This is a genomic window from Pseudomonas sp. HD57-3 (assembly GCF_056113135.1).
Genome location: NZ_CM148568.1, coordinates 3,291,677 through 3,315,257, shown reverse-complemented (window position 1 = coordinate 3,315,257; position 23,581 = coordinate 3,291,677). Strand labels below are relative to the sequence as shown.

Genomic DNA, 23,581 nt, shown 5'->3' with positions numbered 1-23,581 from the left:
TTCATTTGAGTCCGATCTTGTACAGCGAGCCGTCGGACTCATCGGTCAGCACATACAGGTAACCATCCGGCCCCTGACGCACATCACGAATCCGCTGTTTCAGTTCGCCCAGCAAGCGTTCTTCATGTACCACCTTGTCGCCGTCGAACTGCAAGCGGATCAGCTCCTGCGTCACCAATGCACCGATGAACACGTTGTGCTGCCAGGGTTTGAAGCGATCGGCATCGTAGAACGCCATGCCGGTGACACCCGGAGATTTTTCCCAGACATGGTGCGGCCCTACCGTGCCTTCGGCGGTCTTGCCCTTGGCTTCCGGGATCGGTTGCATGGAGTAATTGATGCCGTGGGTCGCCAGCGGCCAGCCGTAATTCTTGCCGCGTTCGATGATGTTCACCTCGTCGCCGCCGCGCGGGCCGTGCTCGTTTTCCCACACGGTTCCGGTCCACGGATTGAGCGCGGCGCCCTGGGGATTGCGGTGCCCGTAGGACCAGATCTCCGGGCGCACACCGGACTGGCCGACAAAGGGATTGTCATCGGGTACTTTGCCGTCGGGGTAGATCCGCACGACCTTGCCTTGCAGCTTGTCCAGATCCTGCGCGGTCGGGCGATCATTGTTTTCGCCCAGGGTGATGAACAGATAACCGTCCCGGTCGAACACCAGCCGCGAGCCGAAGTGGTTGCCGACCGACAGTTTCGGTTCCTGACGGAAAATCACGTTGAAGTCCTTCAGGGTTTTCAGGTCATCCGACAGACGCCCGCGCCCCACCGCCGTTCCGGCCTTGTCACCCGCTCCGCCGCCCTCGGCGTAGGACAGGTACACGAGACGATCCTGTTTGAAGTCCGGTGACAGCACCACGTCGAGCAATCCGCCCTGCCCCTTGGCCCAGACATCCGGCACACCGGTGATCGGCGCAGACAGTTTGCCGTCAGCGCCTACCACACGCAGGTTGCCGGGGCGTTCTGTCACCAGCATGCCCTGGCGATCCGGCAGGAACGCCAAGGCCCATGGATGCTCGAGGCCTTGGGTAATCGTTGTGACTTCAAGGGTGCCCTGCTCGCTTTGCAGCTCTTTGGGAGCGGCAGCGAACGCTGGGGCGGCGATCAGTGCACTGGCACACAGGCCGGCCAGAAAGGTTTTACGCAACATGCACGATTCCTTTTGTTCGTTTGAAGGGCTGACAGAAGCGGTTCTGCCATTCAACGGTTGCTCCCGCTGTCACGGGCTGGAGGGTTGGGGATGAAGGTGGGTGGCGTGCTCGGCACGGAGCGCAGCGGCTGGCCATTGCCGATGCCGCGGTTTTCCAGGGTCGGCGGCCGTGGCACGGGCACCGTATTCGGCCCGCGAACAGGCGGAGCACTGGGCTGGGTGCCCTGCATGCTGTTGGGGTTCGCCCGGCGGATCGGGCTGTTGTAGGGGTTGTTGCTGTTGCCGGTCGGACTTTGTGCCAGCAACAGCGATGTATGGCTTATTGCGCCATCGGCGTGAACCAGCCCGCCACTGAGGGCGAGCAACGCAATGCCAAGCAGGAAACGGTTCATGAACGGCCTCTTTCGGTGCGCAGGGACTAGAGCCTTCGAGTCCACGCTACGCCGTGGGTTCGGATTTGTTAACCCGTCACCGCTAAACAAGATGTAACACGGCTTGACCTGCCGTTTACCGCCGCCCCCGCAAACAACGGAAACTTTTGCACCGGGCCACGGGTCACCCGAACATCACTCGGAGAACAGCACCATGGCTCGGGCAATCTGGAAAGGCGCAATCAGTTTCGGTCTGGTGCACATCCCCGTGGCGCTGGTTTCGGCGACCTCGTCCCAAGGCGTCGATTTCGACTGGCTCGACAGCCGCAGCATGGACCCGGTCGGTTATAAACGGGTCAACAAGGTCACCGGCAAAGAGGTCACCAAGGAGCACATCGTCAAAGGCGTGCAGTTCGAAAAAGGCCGCTATGTGGTGCTCAGCGAGGAAGAAATCCGTTCGGCGCACCCGGTTTCGACCCAGACCATCGACATTTTCGCCTTCGTCGACAGCGAGCAAATTCCGTTGCAGAACATCGACACGCCCTATTACCTGGCCCCGGACAAGCGCGGCGGCAAGGTCTACGCCTTGCTGCGTGAAACCCTGAGCAAAACCCAGAAGGTCGCCCTCGCCCGCGTGGTTTTACACACGCGCCAATACCTGGCGGCGTTGATGCCCCTGGAGTCGGCGTTGGTGCTGGTAAAGCTGCGCTGGCCGCAGGAAGTGCGCAGCCTCGACGAATTGGCGCTGGGCAGCGAAGTGACCAAGCCGCAGTTGGCCAAGGGTGAACTGGACATGGCCAAACGGCTGGTGGAAGACATGACGGCGGACTGGACGCCCGAGGACTACAACGACGAGTTCGAAAACAAGATCATGGCGCTAGTGGACAAAAAGGCTCATGAAGGCAAGATCGAAGACGTTGAGACGGTTTCCGGTGAAGAAGAGCGCAAATCGGCCGATGTTATCGACCTGACCGAACTGCTCAAGCGCAGCCTCGGCGGGAAAGCCCCGGCCAAACCGGCGAAGAAGACCGCCAGCAAGACCACAGCGGCGAAGAAGACCAAAAAAGCGTCGTGAAAATGAAATCGGGCGACTGTCTTTCAACAGTCGCCCGATTTGTCAGATCAGAATGAAGATCGCCAGCAGACCGCCGAAGATCGCCCACTTTTCCATGTAATAGAGCTTACGATTGCGCTTTTTCAGTTCTTTGCCGCGCAGGCGAATCTTGTAGATTTTGGTAAACAAGCGGTTGATGCCACCGGTGCGGTCACCCGCATCGTTCGGCGCACCGGCCGCCGACATCACGTTGCGGCTGAACCAGCCGTTGAACGCCGCTGCCCAGCGATACTTCATTGGACGCTCGACGTCACAGAACAGGATGATGCGGTTCTGGTCGGTGGTGTTTTCCGCGTAATGAATGAAGGTCTCGTCGAACATCACCGCTTCGCCATCACGCCAGTGATAGTTCTCGCCATCGACGTTGATGTAGCAACCGGCGTCGTTCGGCGTTTCCAGGCCCAGGTGATAACGGTAGGAACCCGCGTACGGGTCGCGGTGACGCACCAGTTTCGAGCCCGGCGGCAATTCTGCAAACATCGCAGCCTTGATCGAGCCGATGCTCTGCACCAGTTCAGTGGTGCGCGGGCACAGTTGCAGCGCCGACGGGTGGCTGTCGCCGTACCACTTCAGGTAGAAACGCTTCCAGCCGGTCTTGAAAAACGAGTTGAAACCGACGTCGTCGTACTGGTTGGAACGTTTGATTTCGCCGGCGCGCAGCAGGTTGCGGCCTTCCTCGCGGATTTCTTCCCAGTGCGCCTGCAATGGGCTCAGATCGGGAAAGTCCTTCGGATCCAGGTACGGCGTGTTGGGCTTCTTCGAGAACAGATAAAGGAAGCAGTTGATCGGTGCCAGAAACGAAGAGTGATCGCTCAGTTGACGACCGATTTTGTGGCGCACGCGACCGCGCAGGTGAACGTATGCAATGGAAATGACATATACAGCGGCAATGATGAGTTTCACGGAAATCGTCACACGTCAGAAGTGAACAAACTGCGCGCCTTTAGGGCTGTGGCCCAAGGTCTGTGGCAGTGGTCTGAAATCAAAAAGCGTCCCGGTGGCGCATCCTTGAGCCCATGCCGTACAAGGCATTGGGTGAATGGATGGCATTTTAGCCACAGTTTGTAACCAATAGTGAACACTCATCTGTGAAAAACTGTCCCGCGATCGCGCCAAACGGCAATCGGGATGTCACTGCCCTATCGTTTAAAGAGCCAGACCAGTACAATCGCCGCCAAACTTTACGCGCCCCCCTTGGTTGATGACGGGATTGTCCCGCCTCAGCGCACTTCGACTCGGGCCAAGCGCTCCGGCTGCACCCTCGCTACTCAGCACGCTTCGCAGGAAAAACCTTTGATTTCTACAGCTAACATCACCATGCAGTTCGGCGCCAAGCCGCTGTTTGAAAACGTTTCGGTCAAATTTAATGGCGGCAACCGCTACGGCCTGATCGGCGCCAACGGTTGCGGCAAGTCGACCTTCATGAAAATCCTCGGCGGCGACCTCGAGCCGTCCGGTGGCCAGGTCATGCTGGAGCCGAACATTCGCCTGGGTAAACTGCGCCAGGATCAGTTCGCCTACGAAGAATTCACCGTAATCGACACCGTGATCATGGGTCACGAAGAGCTGTGGAAGGTCAAGGCCGAGCGCGACCGCATCTACTCGCTGCCGGAAATGAGCGAAGAAGACGGCATGGCCGTGGCCGAGCTGGAAACCGAGTTCGCCGAGATGGACGGCTACACCGCCGAATCCCGCGCCGGTGAACTGCTGCTGGGTCTGGGCATTCCGCTGGAACAGCATTTCGGCCCGATGACCGAAGTTGCACCGGGCTGGAAACTGCGTGTTCTGTTGGCCCAGGCACTGTTCTCCGATCCGGAAGTGCTGCTGCTCGACGAACCGACCAACCACCTGGACATCAACACCATCCGCTGGCTGGAAACGATTTTGACGGCGCGTAACAGCACCATGATCATCATTTCCCACGACCGTCACTTCCTGAACAGCGTCTGCACCCACATGGCCGACCTGGACTACGGCGAGCTGCGTCTGTTCCCGGGCAACTACGACGAGTACATGACCGCGGCGACCCAGTCCCGCGAGCAACTGCTGTCGGACAACGCCAAGAAGAAAGCCCAGATCGCCGAACTGCAAACGTTCGTCAGCCGCTTCTCGGCCAACGCCTCGAAAGCCAAGCAGGCCACTTCCCGCGCCAAGCAGATCGACAAGATCCAACTGGCAGAGGTCAAGCCATCGAGCCGCGTGAGCCCGTTCATCCGTTTCGAACAGACCAAAAAGCTGCACCGTCAGGCCGTGACCATCGAGCAGATGTCCAAGGGCTTCGACGGCAAGACCCTGTTCAAGAACTTCAGCTTCACCGTTGAAGCCGGCGAGCGCGTGGCGATCATCGGCCCGAACGGTATCGGCAAGACCACTCTGCTGCGCACGCTGATGGGCGAACTGACCCCGGACGCAGGCACGGTGAAGTGGACCGAAAGCGCGGAGCTGGGCTACTACGCTCAGGACCACGCCCACGACTTCGAAGACGATGTCAGCCTGTTCGACTGGATGGGTCAGTGGACTCAGGGCGAGCAAGTGATCCGTGGCACTCTGGGTCGCATGCTGTTCTCCAACGACGAGATCCTCAAGTCGGTGAAGGTGATTTCCGGTGGTGAGCAAGGTCGCATGCTGTTCGGCAAGCTGATCCTGCAAAAGCCGAACGTACTGGTGATGGACGAACCGACCAACCACCTGGACATGGAATCGATCGAAGCGCTGAACCTGGCGCTGGAAAACTACCCGGGCACGCTGATCTTCGTCAGCCACGACCGTGAGTTCGTATCGTCCCTGGCCACGCGCATCATCGAACTGAGCCCGAACGGCGTGACCGACTTCAGCGGCACCTACGACGATTACCTGCGCAGCCAAGGCGTAGTGTTCTAAGTCGAATCGAGCGATAAACAGAAAGCCCTGTCCTTGTGACGGGGCTTTTTTTTACTCATTCCTGATCGTTCCCACGCTCTGCGTGGGAATGCCTCAAGGGACGCTCCGCGTTCCAGCTCTGGAAGGGACGCAGAGCGTCCCGGGCTGCATTCCCACGCGGAGCGTGGGAACGATCAACGGGGAAACGATCGTTAGCCTGCTTTCTTTTATTTCAGCGCCACGCCATGATGCGGACTCTCCCACCGCCGCCCGCGAACGAGTCCTCATGTCTGCGCAGCAACAGCCACCGCAAAGCTCCATGGCGATCACCCTGCAGATCGTCTCCATCGTTTTCTATACCTTTATTGCCTTCCTCTGCATCGGTCTGCCGATTGCGGTGCTGCCCGGCTACGTGCACGAGCAATTGGGTTTCAGTGCCGTGATCGCGGGGCTGGTGATCGGTTCGCAATACCTGGCCACCCTGCTCAGCCGGCCGATGGCCGGACGGATGTCGGACACCGTCGGCACCAAGCGGGCGATTGTGTATGGCTTGTCGGGGATTGTGCTCAGCGGCGTGTTGACGCTGGTTTCGACGCTGCTGCAGAGCTTGCCGTTGTTGAGCCTGTCGATCCTGATCGTCGGTCGCCTGTTGCTGGGGATCGCGCAGGGTTTGATCGGCGTCGGCACCATCAGTTGGTGCATGGGCCAGGTCGGTACCGAACACACCGCGCGCTCGATTTCCTGGAACGGCATCGCGTCCTATGGTGCGATTGCCATCGGTGCACCACTGGGCGTGGTGATGGTCGCCGATTACGGTTTCGAAAGCCTTGGCATTGCGTTGTCGCTGCTCGCAGCCGGCGCACTGCTGCTGATCCGCAACAAGCCGTCGGTGCCGGTGGTGCGCGGTGAACGGCTGCCGTTCTGGGCGGTGTTCGGGCGGATTGCACCGTTCGGCGCCAGTCTGAGCCTGGCGTCGATTGGCTACGGCACGCTGACCACCTTCATCACCCTGTATTACCTCAATCGCGGCTGGTCCGGTGCGGCGTACTGCCTGACCGTATTCGGCGTTTGCTTCATTCTTTCCCGGCTGCTGTTCATTTCGGCCATCGGGCGTTTTGGCGGATTCACCTCGGCGATTGCCTGCATGACCATCGAAACCGTCGGCCTGGTCATGCTGTGGCTGGCGCCTTCGACCGCGTATGCCTTGATTGGCGCCGGTCTGGCCGGATTCGGTCTGTCGCTGGTGTACCCGGCGCTGGGCGTTGAGGCGATCAAGCAAGTGCCCAACTCCAGTCGCGGTGCCGGGCTGAGTGCCTATGCGGTGTTTTTCGATCTGGCGCTGGCGATTGCCGGGCCGTTGATGGGCGCGGTGGCGCTGAATCTGGGCTATTCGTGGATTTTCTTCAGTGCCGCCGTGCTGTCCGTGACCGGACTGGGATTGACCTTGTTGCTCAAGCGCCGGGCCATGGCGTAAAGGCTCACTGATCGGCCGTCTGCATCCCCGCGCGGGTCGGCCTGCCCAAGGCATGGGAGAAGAACCGCCCGGCCTCGGAAATCAGGTTGCGGTGGATGTCTTCGCGGTCGACGCCATCGGCATCAGTGCACAGCGCCGGCATGGCGAGGATCTGCTCTTCTGTGCACGGCGCCATGAACACGAAGTGCCCTGCCCCGGCCAGCAATTTGAAGTCGGGCGCCGTCGGCAGTTTGCGCGCCAGGGCGGCGGCGTTTTTGTCGAAGGCCACCAGTTTGTCGCCATCGCCGCTGTACAGCAGCACCGGCACATGCACATCGGCCAGGGTGTGACGACCAAACTTGAGACTCAACGGTGCCATCAGCAGCAACGCATGCACGCGCGGATCGGCCACCGGTTGCAGATCGTCGCGATCGACGATCAACTCACCCTGGGTGTTGCAGGCGTCGCGGTCGTCCGGGCGCTCCTGGCAGTAACGGCGCAAGCGATCCAGATCCGGCTGTGCGCCGGACAGAATCAATGCCGTTTCGCCGCCCGCCGAATAGCCGATCACGCCGACCTGCTCGGCGTTCACATACGGCGCGAGCATGCGGTCGCCCAGCGTGGCGGTAATGGCTTCGGAAATCTGGATCGGCCGGCCATAAAGGTTGCTCAGTGTGCCGAGGCGGCTGTGATCCTTGGAGTTGTCGCCGGGGTGAATCACCGCCACCACTACAAAGCCCTTGCGTGCCAGTGACGTGGCCAGGTCGTGCAGTGCCAGTGGCGTGCCGGTGTTGCCGTGGGACAGCATCAGCATCGGGAAGCGGCCGATGGCGACTTTGGTGTCTTCGCCGGCCTCGACCGAATAGCCTTCGAGCAGGCTCATGTGTTCGCGGTCGCTGGAGGGATAGAACGCGATGGCGCGCATCGGTTGCAGGTCGAGCGGATCGAGGAACATCATCTCGTGATAGCCGACGCTCCAGCGCGGGTGCTGCCCGGGCGCAGCGTGCACTGAATTCAGGCTGCCGAGCAGGCAAATCAGTAACGCTGCACAAAGACGCATCATGGGATGCCCCACCCTGTTGTTACTCAATCGAAAGATCCGTTGTGTTCGACGCCCGAAACTCCGAGGTTCGGTGATCCGGCGCGACGTTGCACTCAGACGTTGATCATCAGACTGCATAACCCGGGCCAGATTATGTAACAGTCAGAAACAAAAAACTCCGTATCTGGCCCTTGCGGAACCAGAATACAGAGTTTTTTGGGGTTTGCCTGAACAGGAGCTGTTCTTTACGCAAGCCTTACGCAGCGGCGAACAGTTGCTCGCTGATCTTCGCCTGAGCGGCGCTCATGGCGTTGTTGCGCACTTCTTCGCCGTAGGCCAGGCCTTCAGCACGTACGACTTCGATGTCGGTGATGCCGAGGAAGCCGAACACCAGTTTCAGGTAGTCTTCGTGCGCGACGCCCGAAGCTTGACCGGCGTGGATGCCGCCAGCGGTGGACACGATCACCACTTTCTTGCCACCGCACAGGCCTTCAGGGCCGGCTTCGGTGTAACGGAAGGTCTGGCCGGCAACGGCGATGCGGTCGATCCAGGCCTTGAGCTGGGTCGGCACGGTGAAGTTGTACATCGGTGCAGCAACGACGATGGCGTCGGCGGCGATGAATTCGGCCAGGGTGGTGGCGCTCAGTTCAGCTTCGTGCTGTTGGGCGGCGTTGCGCAGTTCAGCGGTGGTGCCGGCGGCAACCAGGGTGGTCGATGAGAAATGGCTGATGGCGTCGGCGGCCAGATCGCGATAGGTCACGACAGCGCTTGGCTCGGCGGCTTGCCAGGCTTGAGTCACCTGACTGCTCAGCTGACGGGAAGCGGAGTTGTCGCCCAGAATGCTCGAATCGATGTGCAGCAGTTTCATGTGGAATCTCCTGGAATGAATCGCCGGTGGCGACGGAATGGAGACAATCCTACCGACGAAACCAATAGCTGATTAGACGGCAACAATGCGATAGTTCGTCCCACTGATAGAACAGTCGGATTTCCAGATGCAAGACCTCAACGATCTCTACTATTTCGCCAAAGTGGTCGAAGCCGGCGGATTCGCCGCCGCCGGCCGCTTGCTGGGCATTCCCAAGTCACGTCTTTCGCGGCGCATCGCCGAACTGGAAGAACGCCTCGGCGCGCGCTTGCTGCAACGCACCACTCGCCAATTGAAGCTGACAGCCGTCGGCGAACGCTATTTGCGTCACTGTCAGGCAATGCTGCTGGAAGCGGAAATGGCCGACGAGACAGTGGCCAGCATGTCCAGCGAGCCTCGTGGACGCCTGCGGGTTTCAAGCCCGACGGGCTTGGCCCATGAAATGCTCCCGGTGGTGATCAGCAATTTCCTTGGCAAATACCCTCAGGTGCAATTGGAAGTCACCCTGATCAATCGCCGGGTCGACCTCATCACCGAAGGCATCGACGTCGCCCTGCGCGTGCGCGAACACGGTGATGAAGAACCGATGCTGGTAACCCGTCGCCTGCGGCAGGCGCAAATGGTGGTGGTGGCGAGCCCTTCCTTTATACAGGGGGTGGAAATCAATCATCCGCAGGACCTGAAGAACCTGCCGGTGCTGGGCGCGCTGGAGGCCGATCGCATGGTGCATGTGCGCCTGCTCGATCAGCATGGCAAGAGTTGCGACCTGGCGCTGGAAGCCCGGCTGGGCATCGACGATTTCATCGTGCGCAAGGCCTGTGTGCTGGCCGGCCAGGGTTTCACCCTGTTGCCGATGATGTATTGCGAAGCGGAGCTGAACAACGGCACGCTGGTGCAGTTGCTGCCGAACTGGTTACTGCCCGGCGGCTGGCTGCAAGCGGTGTATCCGCACCGGCGTGGGGTGATGCCGGCGGTGCGCGCGTGGATCGATCATCTGGTCGAATCGTTCAATGCCTGTGGAGAACGGCTGTTATGAAACAAGGGAAGATGAGCGAGCAGGATGTCGCGGATTTCTGTCTGGCCTTGCCCGGTGCCCGGGAAGACTACAAGTGGGGTGGCGTGCGAGTGTTTTCGATTGCCGGCAACAAGATGTTCGCTTTGCAGGGATTGCGCGGTGATTCACTGGCGTTCAAGGTCGACAAGGATCTGTTTCTCGGTCATTGCGACCGGCCGGGCATTCACCCGGCGCCGTATCTGGCCCGGGCGCAATGGATCATCATGCATCCGCCCTACCCGCTGGGCGCCGAGGAACTGCAAGGGTTGCTGCAGCGTTCCCACCAACTGGTGGTCAGCAAGCTGCCCAAGCGCGTGCAGGTCGGGCTGTTGCTCTAGAACAGCGCCAGCAGGTTCGAACCAAGGAACAACTGATCGATCCAGAACACCTGGTGCAACGCCACGATCATCCAGAACAGCACCTGAAACGACACCTTGCGCGTCTTGTGCCGGAAAACCTGTTGAGCGATCAACGCGCCCGGCCAGCCGCCGGCCAGTTCCATCGCGTGCAGGATGTTTTCCGGTGTGCGCCAGGCGTCGGCGCGGGCCTTGCGTTTGTCCGCCCAGTACAGGAAAAACGCCAGCACGCTGACCAGCCCATAAGCCGTCAGCGGTACCAGGGAAATCCCGCGCAGCCACATCGATAACGAGCCGAACAATGGCAACGCGCAGACGATCAGCAGCACCACCAACTTCAATTTCAGATGCTGAATATTGCCACCGGAAGGCCTGCGATCCGGGCGGCGTGCGCGGGAATCACTCATGGCTGGGCGGCCGTCCAGTCGATCCAGCCGAACTGCCAGGTCGCCAGGATCACCAGACCGAAGGCAATTCGGTACCAGGCGAACGCCGCGTAGCTGTGGCTGCCGATGAACTTGAGCAGGCCACGCACCGCGATCATGGCGAAGATGAACGCCGTGACGAAACCGATGGCGAACACCGGGAAGTCGGCCGGAACGAACAGGTCGCGATACTTGTAGCCCGAATACACCGCCGCACCGACCATGGTCGGCATCGCCAGGAAGAACGAGAACTCGGTGGCGGTCTTGCGCGACAGGCCGAACAACAGGCCGCCGATGATGGTCGAGCCGGAACGCGAAGTGCCGGGGATCATCGCCAGGCACTGGGCGAAGCCGATTTTCAGCGCATCCGTCCAGCGAATCTCGTCGACCGTTTCGGCGTGCACTTCATGCTGACGCTGCTCGGCCCACAACATCACGATCCCGCCCACCACCAGCGCGGCGGCCACGGTGATCGGGTTGAACAGGTAATGGTGAATCAGATCCGCGAAGATCACGCCCAGCACCACGGCGGGCAGGAAGGCGATCAGCAGGTTGGCGGTAAAACGCCGTGCACTCGGCTGAGTCGGCAAGCCGATGACCACGTCGAGGATCTTGCGGCGGAATTCCCAGACCACCGCGAGAATCGCGCCGAGCTGGATGATGATGTTGAACGCCATGGCCCGCTCGCCTCCGAAATCGAGCAAGTCGGCAACAATGATCTGGTGTCCGGTACTGGAAATGGGCAAAAACTCCGTCAGCCCCTCTACAACTCCAAGAATCAGTGCCTGCAAGGCGGTCCAAAGATCCATCAATCCCCCAAAGAGCGATGCCCGGCGGCATGCCCCGATAGTATTTTTTTACGTTCACTGCGTTCAGCGTAGCTGGTTAGAGCTGTACCGATTCCGCACGCACAGGATCCACACGAAACAGTCAAAATTCCGTGAAAAATCAATTTGGATTCAGGTTTTCACGCGCGGCGCCGAAATCCTAACAGACAAGCCGTAATAGCGCTGCCGCGTTATACGACTTGGGTCGCGTATGCCCGGTCACCGAAACGTGGTTGGATGCTGGCGGTGGTTTATTACAAGAAAAAGAATCCGGAGTGACAGCGTTATGAACAGCTTGCGCAGTGTGTCGATCAGCCGACGCTTGTGGCTCATCTTGATTGTGGCAGTGGTCATGCTGCTGACGTTGGGCGTGTTGATGCTCAAACAGATCCACGATGACCTTTACCACGCCAAGGCCCAGAAAACCCAGCATGTGGTGCAGACCGCCAGCGGTTTGTTGACTTACTACCAAGGCCTCGAAGCTGCGGGGACCCTGACCCGCGACGTGGCGCAGAAACAGGCGCTGACCGCCATCCGTGGCCTGCGCTATGACCAGAACGATTACTTCTGGATCAACGACCTCACGCCCGTGATGGTCATGCACCCGACCAATCCCAAGCTTGAAGGCCAGAACCTTTCGGCGATCCGCGACCCGGACGGTTTTGCGGTGTTCAATGAAATGGTCGCCATCGCCAAAGCCAAGGGCGCCGGCATGGTCGATTATCGCTGGCCCAAGCCCGGCGCCAGTGAGCCGGTGGCCAAGACTTCCTACGTGAAACTGTTCGAGCCATGGGGCTGGGTCATTGGTTCGGGCGTATACGTCGACGACGTGCAGGCCGAGTTCCAGGGTCAGGTGATCAAGGCGTCCGTGGTGGGTTTGATCATCGCAGTGATCATGGCGCTGCTGGTGATCCTGATCGCGCGCAGCATCGTCCGCCCGTTGCAGGAAACCGTGAACGCCATGGCCAACATCGCCAGCGGCGAAAGCGATCTGACCCGCAGCCTCGATACTCACGGCCAGGACGAAGTCACTCAACTGGCCCATCACTTCAATGCCTTCACCGCGAAGCTGCGCCGGGTGATCGGTGACTTGCAGGTGTCCGCCAGCGCATTGGGCCAATCGTCCAGCGAACTTGGCAATGATGCGACGCAAGCGCAGCAACGCAGCCAGCAGCAGTCGCAGCAGATGGAACTGGTGGCTACTGCCGTCAACGAAGTGACCTACGGCGTACAGGACGTGGCGAAGAACGCCGAACACGCCGCCAGCGAAATGCGTGATGCCGAGGCGCAGGCCCAGCAAGGCCAGATCAACATCGACGGCAGCCTGCAACAGATCGACAAGCTGTCCGGCACCATCGATCAGGCCGTCGAAGTCATCCGCACGCTGGCGACCGAAAGCACGCAGATCGGCAGCGTGCTGGAAGTGATCCGCTCGATTGCCGAGCAGACCAACCTGCTGGCCCTCAACGCCGCGATTGAAGCGGCTCGCGCTGGCGAACAGGGTCGCGGGTTTGCGGTGGTGGCTGACGAAGTGCGTTTGCTGGCTCAGCGCACGCAGAAGTCCACCGCGGAAATCCAGACGATGATCGAACGTCTGCAAAACCATTCCGAAGCCGCCGTGAAGGTCATCGGCGACAGCAGCAAGGCTTCGCAACTGACCATCGAACAGGCGGGTCTTGCCAGTGCCAGCCTGAATGCCATTGGGCAGGCCCTGCGTAACCTCAACGGCCTGAACGCCTCGATTGCCAGCGCAACGCTGCAACAGGCGCACGTGGTCGAGGACATCAATCAGAACGTCACCCAGGCGGCGGGGTTGTCCCACAGCACCGCGCTGGCGGCCGAGCAATCGAGCGTGGCCAGCGTGCGTCTGGGCCAACTCAGCGAGCAACTGAACGGTTTGCTGCGTCAGTTCCGCGTCTGATCGTCCTTGCAGGTGGGAACTCGTTTCCCACCTGTTTTTCGGTACAATCCGCTCCCTCTTTTATTCCCCCCAAGGATCCTGCATGTCCGGGCTTGAACTGTTTGCGGCCGCTCTCGGTGTGATCGCCGTGTGGCTCACGGTCAAACAGAATCCGTGGTGCTGGCCGATCGGGCTGGTCATGGTGTCGCTCTACACCTGGGTGTTCTTCGAAGTGAAGCTGTATTCGGACATGCTGCTGCAGGTGGTTTATGCCGGCCTGCAAATCTATGGCTGGTGGCAATGGACGCGGGCCGGGACGATGCATGACGGACGTGAGGTCACCCGGCTCGACACGCGCTCGATAGTGCAGGGCCTGGCCATCGGCGCGGTAGGCAGTCTGCTGCTGGGCGCGGCCATGGCCCATTGGACCGACGCTGCGCAACCGTGGCTCGACGCCGCGCTGACCGGTTTCAGTCTGGTCGCGCAATTCTGGATGGCCCACAAACGTCTGCAATGCTGGGCGTTGTGGTTTGTGCTGGATGTGATCTTCGTCGGGCTGTTCCTCTATAAAGGGCTGTACCTCACGGCGGCGCTGTATGCCCTGTTCACCCTGATCGCGGTGCAAGGCTGGCGCGAATGGCGTGCCGACCCGGCGTTGCAACGATGAAAGTGATTGTCCTGACCGGCCCCGAGTCCACGGGCAAGAGCTGGCTGGCGGCCGGAATCCAACAGCAGTTCGGCGGTTTGCGGGTGGACGAGTATGTGCGCTGGTTCATCGAGCAGAACCAGCGGGATACTTACCTCGCCGATATCCCCGAGATCGCGCGCGGCCAGTTGCAATGGGAAGACGAGGCACGCGCGCAGCAGCCGCAATTGCTGATTCTCGATACCCATCTGTTGAGCAACATTCTGTGGAGCCAGACCTTGTTCGGCGACTGCCCGCCCTGGCTGGAAGCCGAGTTGCTGGCGCGTGAATACGACCTGCACCTGCTGCTCTCCCCCGAGCAGATCGAGTGGACGGACGATGGTCAGCGCTGCCAGCCCGACGCGAATGAACGGCTGGCGTTCTTTCAGGCCACCTGGACCTGGCTGGAAAAACATCGCCAGCCCTTGCAGATCATTCAGGGCAACTGGGTCGAACGCCAGCAGCAAGCCTTCGACGCGGTGCGCGCCCTGCTAGCGGACTGACCCGGTTTTCAGGGCGTTTGCCCCGCCTTAGCCCCCTGATTTGGGGCCAAAGTGTCCGTTCCTGAAACACTCCTGCGGGTGCAAAGTGCCCGTCTCAGCGCCCTTCATGCCTTTGTCATCCGACTTGTTACGCGGTTGAAACACTGCCCTGCAAACCCTTGTTCCAGAGCTTTGCAATGGCTATGGGGGGCGGGGAAGGTCCTGGCCTGTTTCAGCGTTGAAACAGTTTTTGTATCAGCCCTGCGCTAATCCAACCCAAGGCACTGAAATTAAAAGACATTTCAAAAGCGGCACAGCTTTCGCTCTCTCCTTCACAACGCTGACCAGGCCCAGCCCACTGAAGAAGGAATTGCCGCCGTGGGAAATATCAAAAAAGCCTTTACCTGCCTTCTGCTGATCGGATCAGCCGCCAGCCCGTTTCTCAGTTTCAACGTTCAGGCCGAAGGCAATGGCGTGATCGTGCTCAATCGTGACGTCCAGCCGATCCCGATCGGTCGCAGCGGCGGCAAAGACCCCTACCCGACGACCGTCAATGCCAACCCTTCGGGCCGCATCGATCAAGCGATGACCAGCACCGAACTCAACGACGGTGAATTTGCCAGTGTAGCCAGCGGCTCCTCGATTCGCGGCAGCATCACCACCCCGACTTCGAACATCCCCGGCATGAACACTGTAACCAACCCGAATGGTTTGCCAGGCATGGGAGGTGGTCACGGCGGCGGCGCCGGCGGCTCGATCTCCAATACCGTCAACCGTGCCATGAGCTCCGGTCTTGCTCCGCTGACCCGTATGGCTGGAGGCCAATAAATGAATCGTTCTCTGCTCCTGCTCGCCCTTCTCGGCTGCACCAGCGTCATGGCCGACCCCAGTTCCGTGAACAACGCAAACATTCAGGAAACCGGCATCCAGTATCGCGGCAACTACAACGTCAACCAGGCGGCCGGCGACCAGATGCAACAGACCAACACCAAAGCGATCGCCATTGGCACCAATGCCAGCGCGACCACCAGTGTCATTCAGCGCATCAACACACCCGCCGACCGCACTGGCAATGCCAGCGCCACCATTGGCGGCAACGCTTTCACTAATGGCAACGGGGTCCTGGGCGTGAACCAGGGCGCCGGGGCCAATAACCAGATGGCCAACGTTACGCGCGTCAGCATCAGTGCTGCCCCGCAGAGCGTTGACGATAGCGCCCTTTCCCAACAGAACGTGGCGTTGTTACCGAGCTCAGGAGCAACTGGTACCTCACCCGGCAGTCGCCAGGTCACGACAAGTGATCAGGCCTTCACCGGCAGCCGAGGGGTAATCCAGGTGAACCAGAGTGCCGGGGTGGGGAACCGAATGGCTAACACCCTGAGCATCCGGGTCGCAGACTGACCCAAATAAAAAGCAGTGCAATTAGAAAGTACCAACACTTAACCAACTAATAAGCACGGAGAAACACCATGAAACCTACAATGGCCCTCAAACCACTGGTTTTCGCACTCGCAGCAGTGATGGCAATCGCAGCACAGGCAGGCGGTCGTGATGATAATGATCACGGTCATGGTAACGGGCACGGCAACGGTCATGGCAACCATGAACCAAAAGGCCCAACCCTGGAGCAACTTCTGCAAATCGGCGCTGGCGCCGGCGCAGCAGTACTCGACACTCAAAACAGCGATGGCAACCTGGTCGGCAACCAAGGCACCAAAAATGATGCCTCCGTCCGCGACTCGGCCAATGGCACCAACGGCAACGTTGGCATGAACAACACCGCCGGCGATGGCAACCAGCAAGACAACGCCGCTGCTCTGGCAACTGCCGACGAAAGCTTCATCTTCGGCTCTGCGGTGTCTGTGTCCAGCGCCACTCAGGTCAACAACAACAACGCTGTTGCGAACTACTCCACCACCAACAACGCCAACCTCAACAACGTGGGTAACGGCGGTTCCGGCAACATTGGCGTGAACAACAGTGCCGGTAACTTCAACCAACAGAAAAACAACCTGGCAATTGCTGTATCGGGTGGTCGTGTAGCTAACGCCGCTGCTGCTGCGAACCAAAGCTCCACTGGCCTGACTGTGTCCAACTACGGCACTCAAACCTGGAAAAAAGACACCCTCACCGGTACTTTCGCCGGGGCTGGCGCGTTCTACGCGAAGGGCACTGCAAAAATCGAAGACGACGATCACGGTCATGGCGGATATGGCAATAACGACAGAGGCCATGGTGGCGGCAAAGATCAAAAAGCCAAATTCGAAGCAGTAGGTGTCTTCGGCCTGGCAGGTGTGACCACTCAACAAGTGATGACCCCTGATGGCTGGAAAAACCCTGTGACCAACAACGCTTCCATCTCCAATGTTGGTAACAACTTCTCGGGTAACGCTGGTTACAACAACGCCGCTGGTGTTGGCAACCAACAAAGCAACTCGCTGTCCATCGCCGCAGGTTGCAAAGCCTGCATGTAATCGCGATCGAAACGAAAGCCCCGGAAACGGGGCTTTTCCTCAGTCCCAAAGGCGTATCGATCATGCGTAAGACTGCCCTCCTCGCTCTGCTTTGCTTCTGCGGCCTGACCCAGGCTGCCCAGATGCCCGTTGCCGCCCTGCCTGGCGGCACACTCGTCTACAAGAACGTGCAAAGCATTCGTGAGCGCAAGTTTGCCGACATCGTCGAACAGAAAACCGACTTCAGCTGCGGCGCCGCCGCACTGGCGACGGTATTGCGCCAGGCCTATTGGCTCGACGTCGATGAGGAGCACATCATCAAAGGCATGCTGGTCAACGCTGACCAGGACCTTGTTCGTACTCAGGGTTTTTCCATGCTGGACATGAAGCGCTACATAGAAAGCATCGGCATGCGCGCCAGGGGCTACAAGATTCCGCCGGAAAAGCTCGACGCAGTCACGATCCCGGTGGTGGTACTGATGGAAATTCGCGGCTACAAGCATTTCGTGGTGATGCAGCGTGCGGACAAGGATTGGGTTTACATCGGAGACCCGGTTTTAGGACACAAACGCTACTCCCATGATGACTTTGTCAAAGGTTGGAACGGCATTGTCTTTGCCATCGTCGGCCCCGGATATGACAAGGCCAATGCCTTGCGCAGCCCTCCGGTACCGGTGACGGCCAAAAACAAGCTGGATGCCTTCAACCCGGTCAAAGATGCTGAATTGATGGACTTCGGGTTCATACAGAGCGACTTCTTTTAATCGCCGATTACAAGAGTGGGGCTGGATGTCCCGGGAGCAGCAGATGAAAACCTCATACTGGCTGGCCGCCGCCTGCCTGGCAGCGAGCGCGTCAGGCTATGCCAATGCAGGATTCAAACCCATCGAAATCAAGGACCAGGAGCTCGCAGAGCTGCGCGGTCGTTATGTCATGCCGGGGCGGATCATCAGCTTCGGTGTCGTCATGAGCAGTACCTGGCGCAACGCCAGTGGAGATCTGATCGGGGCATCGGCCTCGATGCAATTGCAGGCCGCTTCGGTCAAACCTGAATTCTACGTCTCGACCATCAAGGAACACGGCAATGGCAGTACTCCTGAACTGGGTACCGGTACGGTCGTTGGTGGCGCGGGACTCAACTCCAGCCAGGGCGTGACACAGAGTGTGCGCGCCGCCGGCGATGGCAACACCGCTTACAACAACGTTGCGATCAACGTCAAAGAGGCCAGTCAGGCCCCGGCCCTGGTGCCTGCCCAAGGGCAAGCCCTGACAGCCGGTCAGACCATCACCGGCAGCAACGCCGCCGGGAGTGTTGCAGTCTCTGCCACCGGCGGCGGCGTTCAGATGGCCATTCAGGCCAGCGGCAACCAGGGCACTGCGCTGCAGCAGGTTGCTCAGAGCGGGTTGCTGCAGAACACTCGGCTGCTGGGCAATGCAAACGTAGTCAACAACCTGACACAACTCAACGTTGTCCTGAACAATAACGGCAGAAGTGCCGGTGCACTGGACTGCAACCTGACTCAACTCGGGGCGCTACGCAATATCGGATATTGAACTACGCTGAGTCTCGATCATTGGGCTTAAAGGGACGGCTTATTCATGTATCGATCAGTATCACTGCGTGCTGCTGTATGTTTGAGTACTCTTCTACCCGCGGCGATGCTGCAAGCAGCACCAGATGCGGATGTAGAAGCCCTGAAACAGGAACTTCTGGAGCTGAAGCAACGATACGAAGTGCAGCAAAAGGCCCTGGCGGTACTCGAACAACGGGTCCGCCAGGTCGAAGAGCAACCCGCCTCCCCACCCCCAAAACGCCTGGCCAAATCGCCTTCGGACATGAAAGGCAACCGGGTCGCCACCGGCACCGGGGCAGCAGCAGCGTCGGGGGGCGCCGCCGGGGGCAGTGGCGCGTCCTATGGCCAGTCGCTGGCCGACGATTCGCAACCGGCACAGAGCGTGTCCAACCTGTACGACGAAGCCAGCGGCTTCTTTGGTGGCGGCAAGTTCAGCTTTGAAACCGGCGTGACCTACTCGCGCTACGACACCCGCCAACTGATCCTCAACGGCTTCCTCGCCCTGGACTCGATTTTCCTCGGCAACATCAACCTCGACCGGATCAAGGCCGATACCTGGACCCTCGACCTGACGGGACGCTACAACTTTGACAATCGCTGGCAGTTCGACCTGAACGTGCCGGTGGTCTACCGTGAATCGACCTATCAGTCGGGCGGCGGCAACGGAGGCGCCTCCAACGTCACCACCGAACAGGACGTAAGCCGCGATCCGACCATAGGCGACGTCAACTTCGGCATTGCGTACAAGTTCCTGGACGAGTCGGTCAACACGCCGGACGCCGTGGTGTCCTTGCGGGTCAAGGCGCCTACGGGCAAGGATCCGTTCGGGATCAAACTGCGCCAGACCGATGCCAACTCGAACCTGTTCGTGCCTGACACCCTGCCCACCGGCAACGGCGTCTGGTCGATCACCCCGGGCATCTCGCTGGTCAAGACGTTTGACCCGGCCGTGCTGTTCGGCAGCCTGTCCTACACCCATAACTTCGAGGAGTCGTTCGACGACATCAGTTCGACCGTCAACCAGAAAAACCCGGGCAAGGTACGCATCGGCGACAGCTTCCAGATCGGCGCGGGTGTTGCCTTCGCACTGAACGAGAAGATGAGTATGTCGTTCTCCGTCTCCGACCTGGTGCAACGCAAGAGCAAGCTGAAACAGGATGGCGGGGATTGGGAATCGGTGGTGTCCAGCGACGCCAACGCCGGTTACTTCAACGTCGGCATGACCATTGCGGCCACCGACAACCTGACCATCGTGCCCAACCTGTCCATCGGCATGACGGACGATGCCCCGGACTTCTCCTTCAGCCTGAAATTCCCGTACTACTTCTAAACCGCGACATCAAAAAAAGGCCCGCTGCGACTTGCATCGCAGCGGGCCTTTTCAGCTTCCTGTCTTCAGGAAGCACCGCGCCCTAGCGGATCTGGTGCTTGTGCAGCAAACGGTAGAAGGTCGGTCGGGAAACCCCCAGCACTTTGGCGGCAACGCTGAGATTGTCGCTGTGCCGGTTCAATACATCGCACAACGCCTGGCGTTCGGCGCGGGTCTTGTAGTCTTCAAGCGTGCCCATGGGAGCCGCGATCGACTGCTGGCTGATCAGGCCGAGATCACGGGCCTCGATCTGCCGCCCTTCCGCAAGTACCAGGCCTCGACGCACGCGGTTGGCCAGTTCGCGGACATTGCCCGGCCAGTCGTGCTTGCCCATGGCGATCAGCGCGTCTTCACTGAAGCTGCGCGGACGGCGCCCGGTTTCATGGCTGTAGAAGTGGGAAAAATGGTTGGCCAGCATCGACAGATCGCCGTGGCGCTCGCGTAACGGCGCGGTCACCACCTGCAACACGTTGAGCCGGTAGTACAAATCCTCACGAAAGCGCTTCTTCTCGATGGCGGCTTCGAGGTCGACGTGAGTCGCCGCCAGTACCCGCACATCCACCGGGATCGGTTGACTGCCGCCGACCCGTTCAATGTGTTTTTCCTGAAGGAAGCGCAACAGATTGGCTTGCAGTTCCAGCGGCAGATCGCCGATTTCATCGAGAAACAAGGTGCCGCCATTGGCCGCTTCAATACGCCCGACCTTGCGTTGATGGGCGCCGGTGAACGCACCTTTCTCGTGACCGAACAGCTCGGACTGGATCAAATGCTCGGGAATCGCCCCGCAGTTGATCGCCACAAACGGTTTGCTGTGGCGTTGCGACTGCCGGTGCAGGGTGCGGGCGACGAGTTCTTTACCGGTACCGCTTTCGCCACGAATAAGCACTGGCGACTCGGTGGGTGCCAGTTTGCTCAGCAGCTTGCGCAGCTCACGGATCGGTTTGCTGTCGCCCAGCAGCTCGTGTTCCGGCTGATCCACGTGAATCGTGCCCTGACCGCGCAGGCGCGCCATGCCGAACGCCCGGCCGAGGGTGACCTGCACCCGTGACACGTCGAACGGCAAGGTATGGAAATCGAAAAACCATTCGCAGACGAAATCGCCGACGTTCTGCAAGCGCAGCACTTCCTGATTCAGCACGGCGATCCATTCGGTGCCACTGCGGCTGATCAGCTCTTTTACGGCTTCGGGACGTTCCAGGTGAAAAGGCTGTAACCGCAACAGGCCGACATCGCAGCTTCGGTCGGCTGCATTTTCCAGGCTACAACTGTCGACGTCCCAACCCACGGCACGTAAACCCGGGAGCAATCGGTGACAGTCGTCGCACGGGTCGACGACCAATAAACGTCTTAATGCAGGCGCTTCGCTCATGACTGTTCCTTGGCGCCAAATTTTAGGAAATGATCGTAAAAACAGTCATTTGGCAAACCTGACTGTTACATTAGCAAGAATTTGACGGCGTCTTGTATCGATTGCTTATAGGTGTACAAGTGAAGCAGTTATAAGAACCCGCTTTATTAGTTAGCTATCGACTTGATTCTTTCGCCAGGCTTTCAAAACCTGTCTGAATATTGAGTGTATGAAAGAAAGTCGAAATTTCTTCAGATTCTGTGTGACCTGCCAGCGGGTTGCGTGCATCAGTACAAGTAACTCGCCGAACGGTAAGCCCAACCGACGGCACATCACTTGATTGGGCACTAATAGAGAGAAGAACCCATGACCGCCCCGCTCCGTATCAACGAAGCTCTTTTGATTGCCAACCGCGCATTTAAACCTTTTCAATGCGTCGCCTGGGCCCCACAAGACGGCAATGGCGAACTGAGCCTGACCGTCATTGACCGTACCAACTCCCAGATCGGTCGCACCCAGATCCCGAGCAGCGCCTACTCCGATCCGGCGCAACTTGAATACCTGCTGCAACAGGCCCGCGCCGAACTGAGCGAAGAAGGTTACGCGTTGCAATCCTGGTCGATGCCACACTGATATTTGCGGGTAATGCGGATGACGCTCAAGTCATCCGCCCTCTTCTGTTAGTTGTGAATCTTTTTCCAACTTCAGTCTTTTTGTACAACTTTCTTCATTACTTTCGCGGCTGAATGCTTGGCAGGCTTGCGACTGGTTCAAAAAGACACTGTTCTGGCACAGTGCGACCCTCCACCTGTTAGTTCTTACAGTTGTACTAACGCGTATTCAGGGATTGAATGTTTCGCTCATGCAGTTACCCGTTCCGCCTCCCGGAAATCGGTCGACTCGCAAGGAGAAGCATGCATGTCATCCCAGATCGCCATAGCGCTGCCGACGCTTGCGAATAACGCCGGACAACTCGACAAGACCTTTTCCAGCAACGGTGTGGCGCAGGTCTACTTTGCCGGCAGTACGTCGAGCCTGACCCAGAGCGTGGCGCTCGATGCGCAAGGCCGGATACTGGTCGCCGCCAAGGTGGGCACTGCTCAAGGCAGCCGTTTCGGTCTGGCCCGCCTGCTTGAGGACGGCTCGGCGGATCTGGGATTCGGCTTTCAAGGCAGCGTGATCGGCCGGTTCGCTGCTGGTTTCGAAGCCACCGGCAGCAAGGTGCAGGTCTTGCCAGACGGGCGGATTCTGCTGGCGGGCCTGCATTACGAATCAGAACATTGCACTCTGCCCGCGCTGGCGATGTTCAATGCCCAAGGCCGACCTGATCCGGATTTCGGTGACAACGGTCAGAAAATCGTCCATCTGCCCGGCGACCTTTCCATGGGCACCCGTGACGCCTGGTTGCCGCCGGGTGTTCCGGGCGCCGAAGCCTGTGATTTCGCAGTACAGCCGGACGGGCATATCCTGCTGATTGCCAATCACCACCGTGCCCTCGCCGATCACGTCGGCATGCTGATTCGCCTCAAACCCGACGGCCACCTCGATCCGTCCTTTAACGGTCGCGGGTTCGTCATGGTTCGCCACTTGCTGCTCAATACCTGGCTCGGCGGCCTGCTGTTGCAGGAAGACGGAAGAATCGTGGTGGCCGGCTCCATCGATTTCCCACAGGAAGGCCTGCTCGCCCGCTATCTGCCGGACGGGCGACTCGACGAACGTTTCGCGGTAGACGGTTTCATGGCCTTCAAAGTCCAGGGACGCAGTGCGCTGGTCAATCAAGTCATCGAATCTGCGGAGCATCTGCATTGTTTTGGCAGTAGTCGCGATCCGATTCGATGCATGGCGCATTCTGTTCATGGCAACGGTCGCCCCGATCTGCACTGCAACGGTGGTCAGCCGCATTTGCTGGAAATCGGCCCCAGCGGCTGCCAGTGGAGCGCAGCGCAAGCGATGCCGGACGGCCGCACCCTCGCGGTCGGCGCGACCATCGGCGGGGTTGAAGCCGACTTCATCGTCGCCCGCTATCTGGCCAACGGCAGCCTTGATCGAAGCTTCGGCTCCGGCAATGGCTGGTTACGTACGCGGCTGGGCCGCAGCCTCGATACCGCCACTTCAGTGGCGATACAAACGGATGGCGAAATTCTGGTGGGCGGTTATTCGCTGGATGGCAACTACCGCGCTGTGGTCGCGCGTTATCTGAATCAATGATGCGAACCTTCCTGCACTTGATCTTGCCCATCGCTTACGGCAACTT

Annotated in this window: 24 protein-coding genes; 16 read left to right on the top strand and 8 right to left on the bottom strand. The window is 59.5% G+C overall.

The features are described from left to right. Position 1: 1 nt before the first annotated feature. Both AC0R79_RS14890 and AC0R79_RS14885 read right to left on the bottom strand, forming a co-directional pair. The gene (locus tag AC0R79_RS14890) at positions 2 to 1,147 is read right to left on the bottom strand and encodes a PQQ-dependent sugar dehydrogenase (protein ID WP_474730217.1); all 1,146 of its coding nucleotides are present in this window, start codon (positions 1,145 to 1,147) and stop codon (positions 2 to 4) included. A gap of 50 nt (positions 1,148 to 1,197) precedes the next feature. Then, positions 1,198 to 1,539 (bottom strand): hypothetical protein, encoded by a 342-nt coding sequence (locus tag AC0R79_RS14885; RefSeq protein ID WP_163975123.1) that lies wholly within the window; start codon positions 1,537 to 1,539, stop codon positions 1,198 to 1,200. 193 nt (positions 1,540 to 1,732) lie between these two features. Between AC0R79_RS14885 and ku the strand changes: the two genes are divergently transcribed. Next, the gene (ku, locus tag AC0R79_RS14880; RefSeq protein ID WP_007957454.1) at positions 1,733 to 2,593 is read left to right on the top strand and encodes a non-homologous end joining protein Ku; all 861 of its coding nucleotides are present in this window, start codon (positions 1,733 to 1,735) and stop codon (positions 2,591 to 2,593) included. A gap of 42 nt (positions 2,594 to 2,635) precedes the next feature. On the opposite strand, the gene lpxO is transcribed toward ku, so the two are convergent. Then, complete coding sequence (lpxO, locus tag AC0R79_RS14875; RefSeq protein ID WP_221535435.1) at positions 2,636 to 3,535, bottom strand: lipid A hydroxylase LpxO; 900 nt, start codon at positions 3,533 to 3,535, stop codon at positions 2,636 to 2,638. 390 nt (positions 3,536 to 3,925) lie between these two features. Here lpxO and AC0R79_RS14870 point away from each other — a divergent pair, with 390 nt between their 5' ends. After that, on the top strand, positions 3,926 to 5,512 hold the full coding sequence (locus tag AC0R79_RS14870) for an ABC-F family ATPase (RefSeq protein ID WP_045121838.1): 1,587 nt from the start codon (positions 3,926 to 3,928) through the stop codon (positions 5,510 to 5,512). Positions 5,513 to 5,777: 265 nt separating this feature from the next. After that, on the top strand, positions 5,778 to 6,965 hold the full coding sequence (locus AC0R79_RS14865) for an MFS transporter (RefSeq protein WP_375747060.1): 1,188 nt from the start codon (positions 5,778 to 5,780) through the stop codon (positions 6,963 to 6,965). A 4-nt stretch (positions 6,966 to 6,969) separates the two neighbouring features. Here the strand turns inward: AC0R79_RS14865 and AC0R79_RS14860 are convergent, their stop codons facing one another. Next, complete coding sequence (locus tag AC0R79_RS14860) at positions 6,970 to 8,007, bottom strand: alpha/beta hydrolase family protein (RefSeq protein ID WP_375747059.1); 1,038 nt, start codon at positions 8,005 to 8,007, stop codon at positions 6,970 to 6,972. Positions 8,008 to 8,242: 235 nt separating this feature from the next. Next, complete coding sequence (locus AC0R79_RS14855; protein WP_085745771.1) at positions 8,243 to 8,854, bottom strand: FMN-dependent NADH-azoreductase; 612 nt, start codon at positions 8,852 to 8,854, stop codon at positions 8,243 to 8,245. Positions 8,855 to 8,981: 127 nt separating this feature from the next. On the opposite strand from AC0R79_RS14855, the gene AC0R79_RS14850 reads away from it, so the two are divergent. Then, entirely contained in the window at positions 8,982 to 9,890 is a 909-nt protein-coding gene (locus tag AC0R79_RS14850; protein ID WP_474730210.1) for a LysR substrate-binding domain-containing protein, read from the top strand. Then, positions 9,887 to 10,246 (top strand): MmcQ/YjbR family DNA-binding protein, encoded by a 360-nt coding sequence (locus tag AC0R79_RS14845; protein WP_085745773.1) that lies wholly within the window; start codon positions 9,887 to 9,889, stop codon positions 10,244 to 10,246. Before AC0R79_RS14850 ends, AC0R79_RS14845 begins: the two co-directional genes overlap by 4 nt. On the opposite strand, the gene AC0R79_RS14840 is transcribed toward AC0R79_RS14845, so the two are convergent. Then, positions 10,243 to 10,671 carry a DUF1294 domain-containing protein gene (locus AC0R79_RS14840; protein ID WP_375747056.1) on the bottom strand — a complete coding sequence of 143 codons (429 nt, stop codon included), beginning with the start codon at positions 10,669 to 10,671 and terminating at the stop codon, positions 10,243 to 10,245. The two genes, AC0R79_RS14845 and AC0R79_RS14840, sit on opposite strands and share 4 nt — an antisense overlap. Continuing rightward, the gene (locus tag AC0R79_RS14835) at positions 10,668 to 11,498 is read right to left on the bottom strand and encodes an undecaprenyl-diphosphate phosphatase (RefSeq protein ID WP_127798050.1); all 831 of its coding nucleotides are present in this window, start codon (positions 11,496 to 11,498) and stop codon (positions 10,668 to 10,670) included. Before AC0R79_RS14835 ends, AC0R79_RS14840 begins: the two co-directional genes overlap by 4 nt. A gap of 304 nt (positions 11,499 to 11,802) precedes the next feature. Between AC0R79_RS14835 and AC0R79_RS14830 the strand changes: the two genes are divergently transcribed. The 9 genes from AC0R79_RS14830 (at position 11,803) to AC0R79_RS14790 (ending at position 19,940) form a co-directional block, all read left to right on the top strand. Then, on the top strand, positions 11,803 to 13,437 hold the full coding sequence (locus AC0R79_RS14830; RefSeq protein ID WP_474730206.1) for a methyl-accepting chemotaxis protein: 1,635 nt from the start codon (positions 11,803 to 11,805) through the stop codon (positions 13,435 to 13,437). Positions 13,438 to 13,519: 82 nt separating this feature from the next. Beyond that, the gene (gene pnuC / locus AC0R79_RS14825; RefSeq protein WP_474730204.1) at positions 13,520 to 14,083 is read left to right on the top strand and encodes a nicotinamide riboside transporter PnuC; all 564 of its coding nucleotides are present in this window, start codon (positions 13,520 to 13,522) and stop codon (positions 14,081 to 14,083) included. Next, positions 14,080 to 14,604, top strand: a complete 525-nt coding sequence (locus AC0R79_RS14820) for an AAA family ATPase (RefSeq protein ID WP_474730201.1) — start codon at positions 14,080 to 14,082, stop codon at positions 14,602 to 14,604. The genes pnuC and AC0R79_RS14820 overlap by 4 nt, the downstream gene beginning before the upstream one ends. A gap of 357 nt (positions 14,605 to 14,961) precedes the next feature. Then, positions 14,962 to 15,411 carry a hypothetical protein gene (locus AC0R79_RS14815; RefSeq protein WP_103386132.1) on the top strand — a complete coding sequence of 150 codons (450 nt, stop codon included), beginning with the start codon at positions 14,962 to 14,964 and terminating at the stop codon, positions 15,409 to 15,411. Beyond that, entirely contained in the window at positions 15,412 to 15,984 is a 573-nt protein-coding gene (locus AC0R79_RS14810; protein WP_127798047.1) for an adhesin, read from the top strand. A gap of 68 nt (positions 15,985 to 16,052) precedes the next feature. After that, entirely contained in the window at positions 16,053 to 17,057 is a 1,005-nt protein-coding gene (locus AC0R79_RS14805; RefSeq protein WP_127798046.1) for a heme utilization protein, read from the top strand. A 62-nt stretch (positions 17,058 to 17,119) separates the two neighbouring features. After that, entirely contained in the window at positions 17,120 to 17,800 is a 681-nt protein-coding gene (locus tag AC0R79_RS14800) for a C39 family peptidase (RefSeq protein ID WP_007957477.1), read from the top strand. Between the two features lie 43 nt (positions 17,801 to 17,843). Next, positions 17,844 to 18,590 carry a hypothetical protein gene (locus AC0R79_RS14795; RefSeq protein WP_127798045.1) on the top strand — a complete coding sequence of 249 codons (747 nt, stop codon included), beginning with the start codon at positions 17,844 to 17,846 and terminating at the stop codon, positions 18,588 to 18,590. 45 nt (positions 18,591 to 18,635) lie between these two features. After that, entirely contained in the window at positions 18,636 to 19,940 is a 1,305-nt protein-coding gene (locus AC0R79_RS14790) for a transporter (protein ID WP_085603928.1), read from the top strand. Positions 19,941 to 20,022: 82 nt separating this feature from the next. Here AC0R79_RS14790 and AC0R79_RS14785 read toward each other — a convergent pair whose 3' ends face one another. Further along, positions 20,023 to 21,348, bottom strand: a complete 1,326-nt coding sequence (locus tag AC0R79_RS14785) for a sigma-54 dependent transcriptional regulator (RefSeq protein ID WP_007957480.1) — start codon at positions 21,346 to 21,348, stop codon at positions 20,023 to 20,025. A gap of 345 nt (positions 21,349 to 21,693) precedes the next feature. Between AC0R79_RS14785 and AC0R79_RS14780 the strand changes: the two genes are divergently transcribed. After that, complete coding sequence (locus AC0R79_RS14780) at positions 21,694 to 21,960, top strand: hypothetical protein (RefSeq protein ID WP_007957481.1); 267 nt, start codon at positions 21,694 to 21,696, stop codon at positions 21,958 to 21,960. A 285-nt stretch (positions 21,961 to 22,245) separates the two neighbouring features. Then, positions 22,246 to 23,535 carry an NHL repeat-containing protein gene (locus tag AC0R79_RS14775; protein ID WP_474730194.1) on the top strand — a complete coding sequence of 430 codons (1,290 nt, stop codon included), beginning with the start codon at positions 22,246 to 22,248 and terminating at the stop codon, positions 23,533 to 23,535. The last annotated feature ends 46 nt before the right edge of the window (positions 23,536 to 23,581 follow it).

What these genes read in the sequence shown, in the direction of transcription:
- AC0R79_RS14890 (WP_474730217.1), bottom strand. Translation starts at nt 1,147, where the DNA reads ATGTTGCGTAAAACCTTTCTGGCCGGCCTGTGTGCCAGTGCACTGATC.
- AC0R79_RS14885 (WP_163975123.1), bottom strand. Translation starts at nt 1,539, where the DNA reads ATGAACCGTTTCCTGCTTGGCATTGCGTTGCTCGCCCTCAGTGGCGGG.
- ku (WP_007957454.1), top strand. Translation starts at nt 1,733, where the DNA reads ATGGCTCGGGCAATCTGGAAAGGCGCAATCAGTTTCGGTCTGGTGCAC.
- AC0R79_RS14865 (WP_375747060.1), top strand. Translation starts at nt 5,778, where the DNA reads ATGTCTGCGCAGCAACAGCCACCGCAAAGCTCCATGGCGATCACCCTG.
- AC0R79_RS14860 (WP_375747059.1), bottom strand. Translation starts at nt 8,007, where the DNA reads ATGATGCGTCTTTGTGCAGCGTTACTGATTTGCCTGCTCGGCAGCCTG.
- AC0R79_RS14855 (WP_085745771.1), bottom strand. Translation starts at nt 8,854, where the DNA reads ATGAAACTGCTGCACATCGATTCGAGCATTCTGGGCGACAACTCCGCT.
- AC0R79_RS14850 (WP_474730210.1), top strand. Translation starts at nt 8,982, where the DNA reads ATGCAAGACCTCAACGATCTCTACTATTTCGCCAAAGTGGTCGAAGCC.
- AC0R79_RS14845 (WP_085745773.1), top strand. Translation starts at nt 9,887, where the DNA reads ATGAAACAAGGGAAGATGAGCGAGCAGGATGTCGCGGATTTCTGTCTG.
- AC0R79_RS14840 (WP_375747056.1), bottom strand. Translation starts at nt 10,671, where the DNA reads ATGAGTGATTCCCGCGCACGCCGCCCGGATCGCAGGCCTTCCGGTGGC.
- AC0R79_RS14835 (WP_127798050.1), bottom strand. Translation starts at nt 11,498, where the DNA reads ATGGATCTTTGGACCGCCTTGCAGGCACTGATTCTTGGAGTTGTAGAG.
- AC0R79_RS14830 (WP_474730206.1), top strand. Translation starts at nt 11,803, where the DNA reads ATGAACAGCTTGCGCAGTGTGTCGATCAGCCGACGCTTGTGGCTCATC.
- pnuC (WP_474730204.1), top strand. Translation starts at nt 13,520, where the DNA reads ATGTCCGGGCTTGAACTGTTTGCGGCCGCTCTCGGTGTGATCGCCGTG.
- AC0R79_RS14820 (WP_474730201.1), top strand. Translation starts at nt 14,080, where the DNA reads ATGAAAGTGATTGTCCTGACCGGCCCCGAGTCCACGGGCAAGAGCTGG.
- AC0R79_RS14810 (WP_127798047.1), top strand. Translation starts at nt 15,412, where the DNA reads ATGAATCGTTCTCTGCTCCTGCTCGCCCTTCTCGGCTGCACCAGCGTC.
- AC0R79_RS14805 (WP_127798046.1), top strand. Translation starts at nt 16,053, where the DNA reads ATGAAACCTACAATGGCCCTCAAACCACTGGTTTTCGCACTCGCAGCA.
- AC0R79_RS14800 (WP_007957477.1), top strand. Translation starts at nt 17,120, where the DNA reads ATGCGTAAGACTGCCCTCCTCGCTCTGCTTTGCTTCTGCGGCCTGACC.
- AC0R79_RS14795 (WP_127798045.1), top strand. Translation starts at nt 17,844, where the DNA reads ATGAAAACCTCATACTGGCTGGCCGCCGCCTGCCTGGCAGCGAGCGCG.
- AC0R79_RS14790 (WP_085603928.1), top strand. Translation starts at nt 18,636, where the DNA reads ATGTATCGATCAGTATCACTGCGTGCTGCTGTATGTTTGAGTACTCTT.
- AC0R79_RS14785 (WP_007957480.1), bottom strand. Translation starts at nt 21,348, where the DNA reads ATGAGCGAAGCGCCTGCATTAAGACGTTTATTGGTCGTCGACCCGTGC.
- AC0R79_RS14780 (WP_007957481.1), top strand. Translation starts at nt 21,694, where the DNA reads ATGACCGCCCCGCTCCGTATCAACGAAGCTCTTTTGATTGCCAACCGC.
- AC0R79_RS14775 (WP_474730194.1), top strand. Translation starts at nt 22,246, where the DNA reads ATGTCATCCCAGATCGCCATAGCGCTGCCGACGCTTGCGAATAACGCC.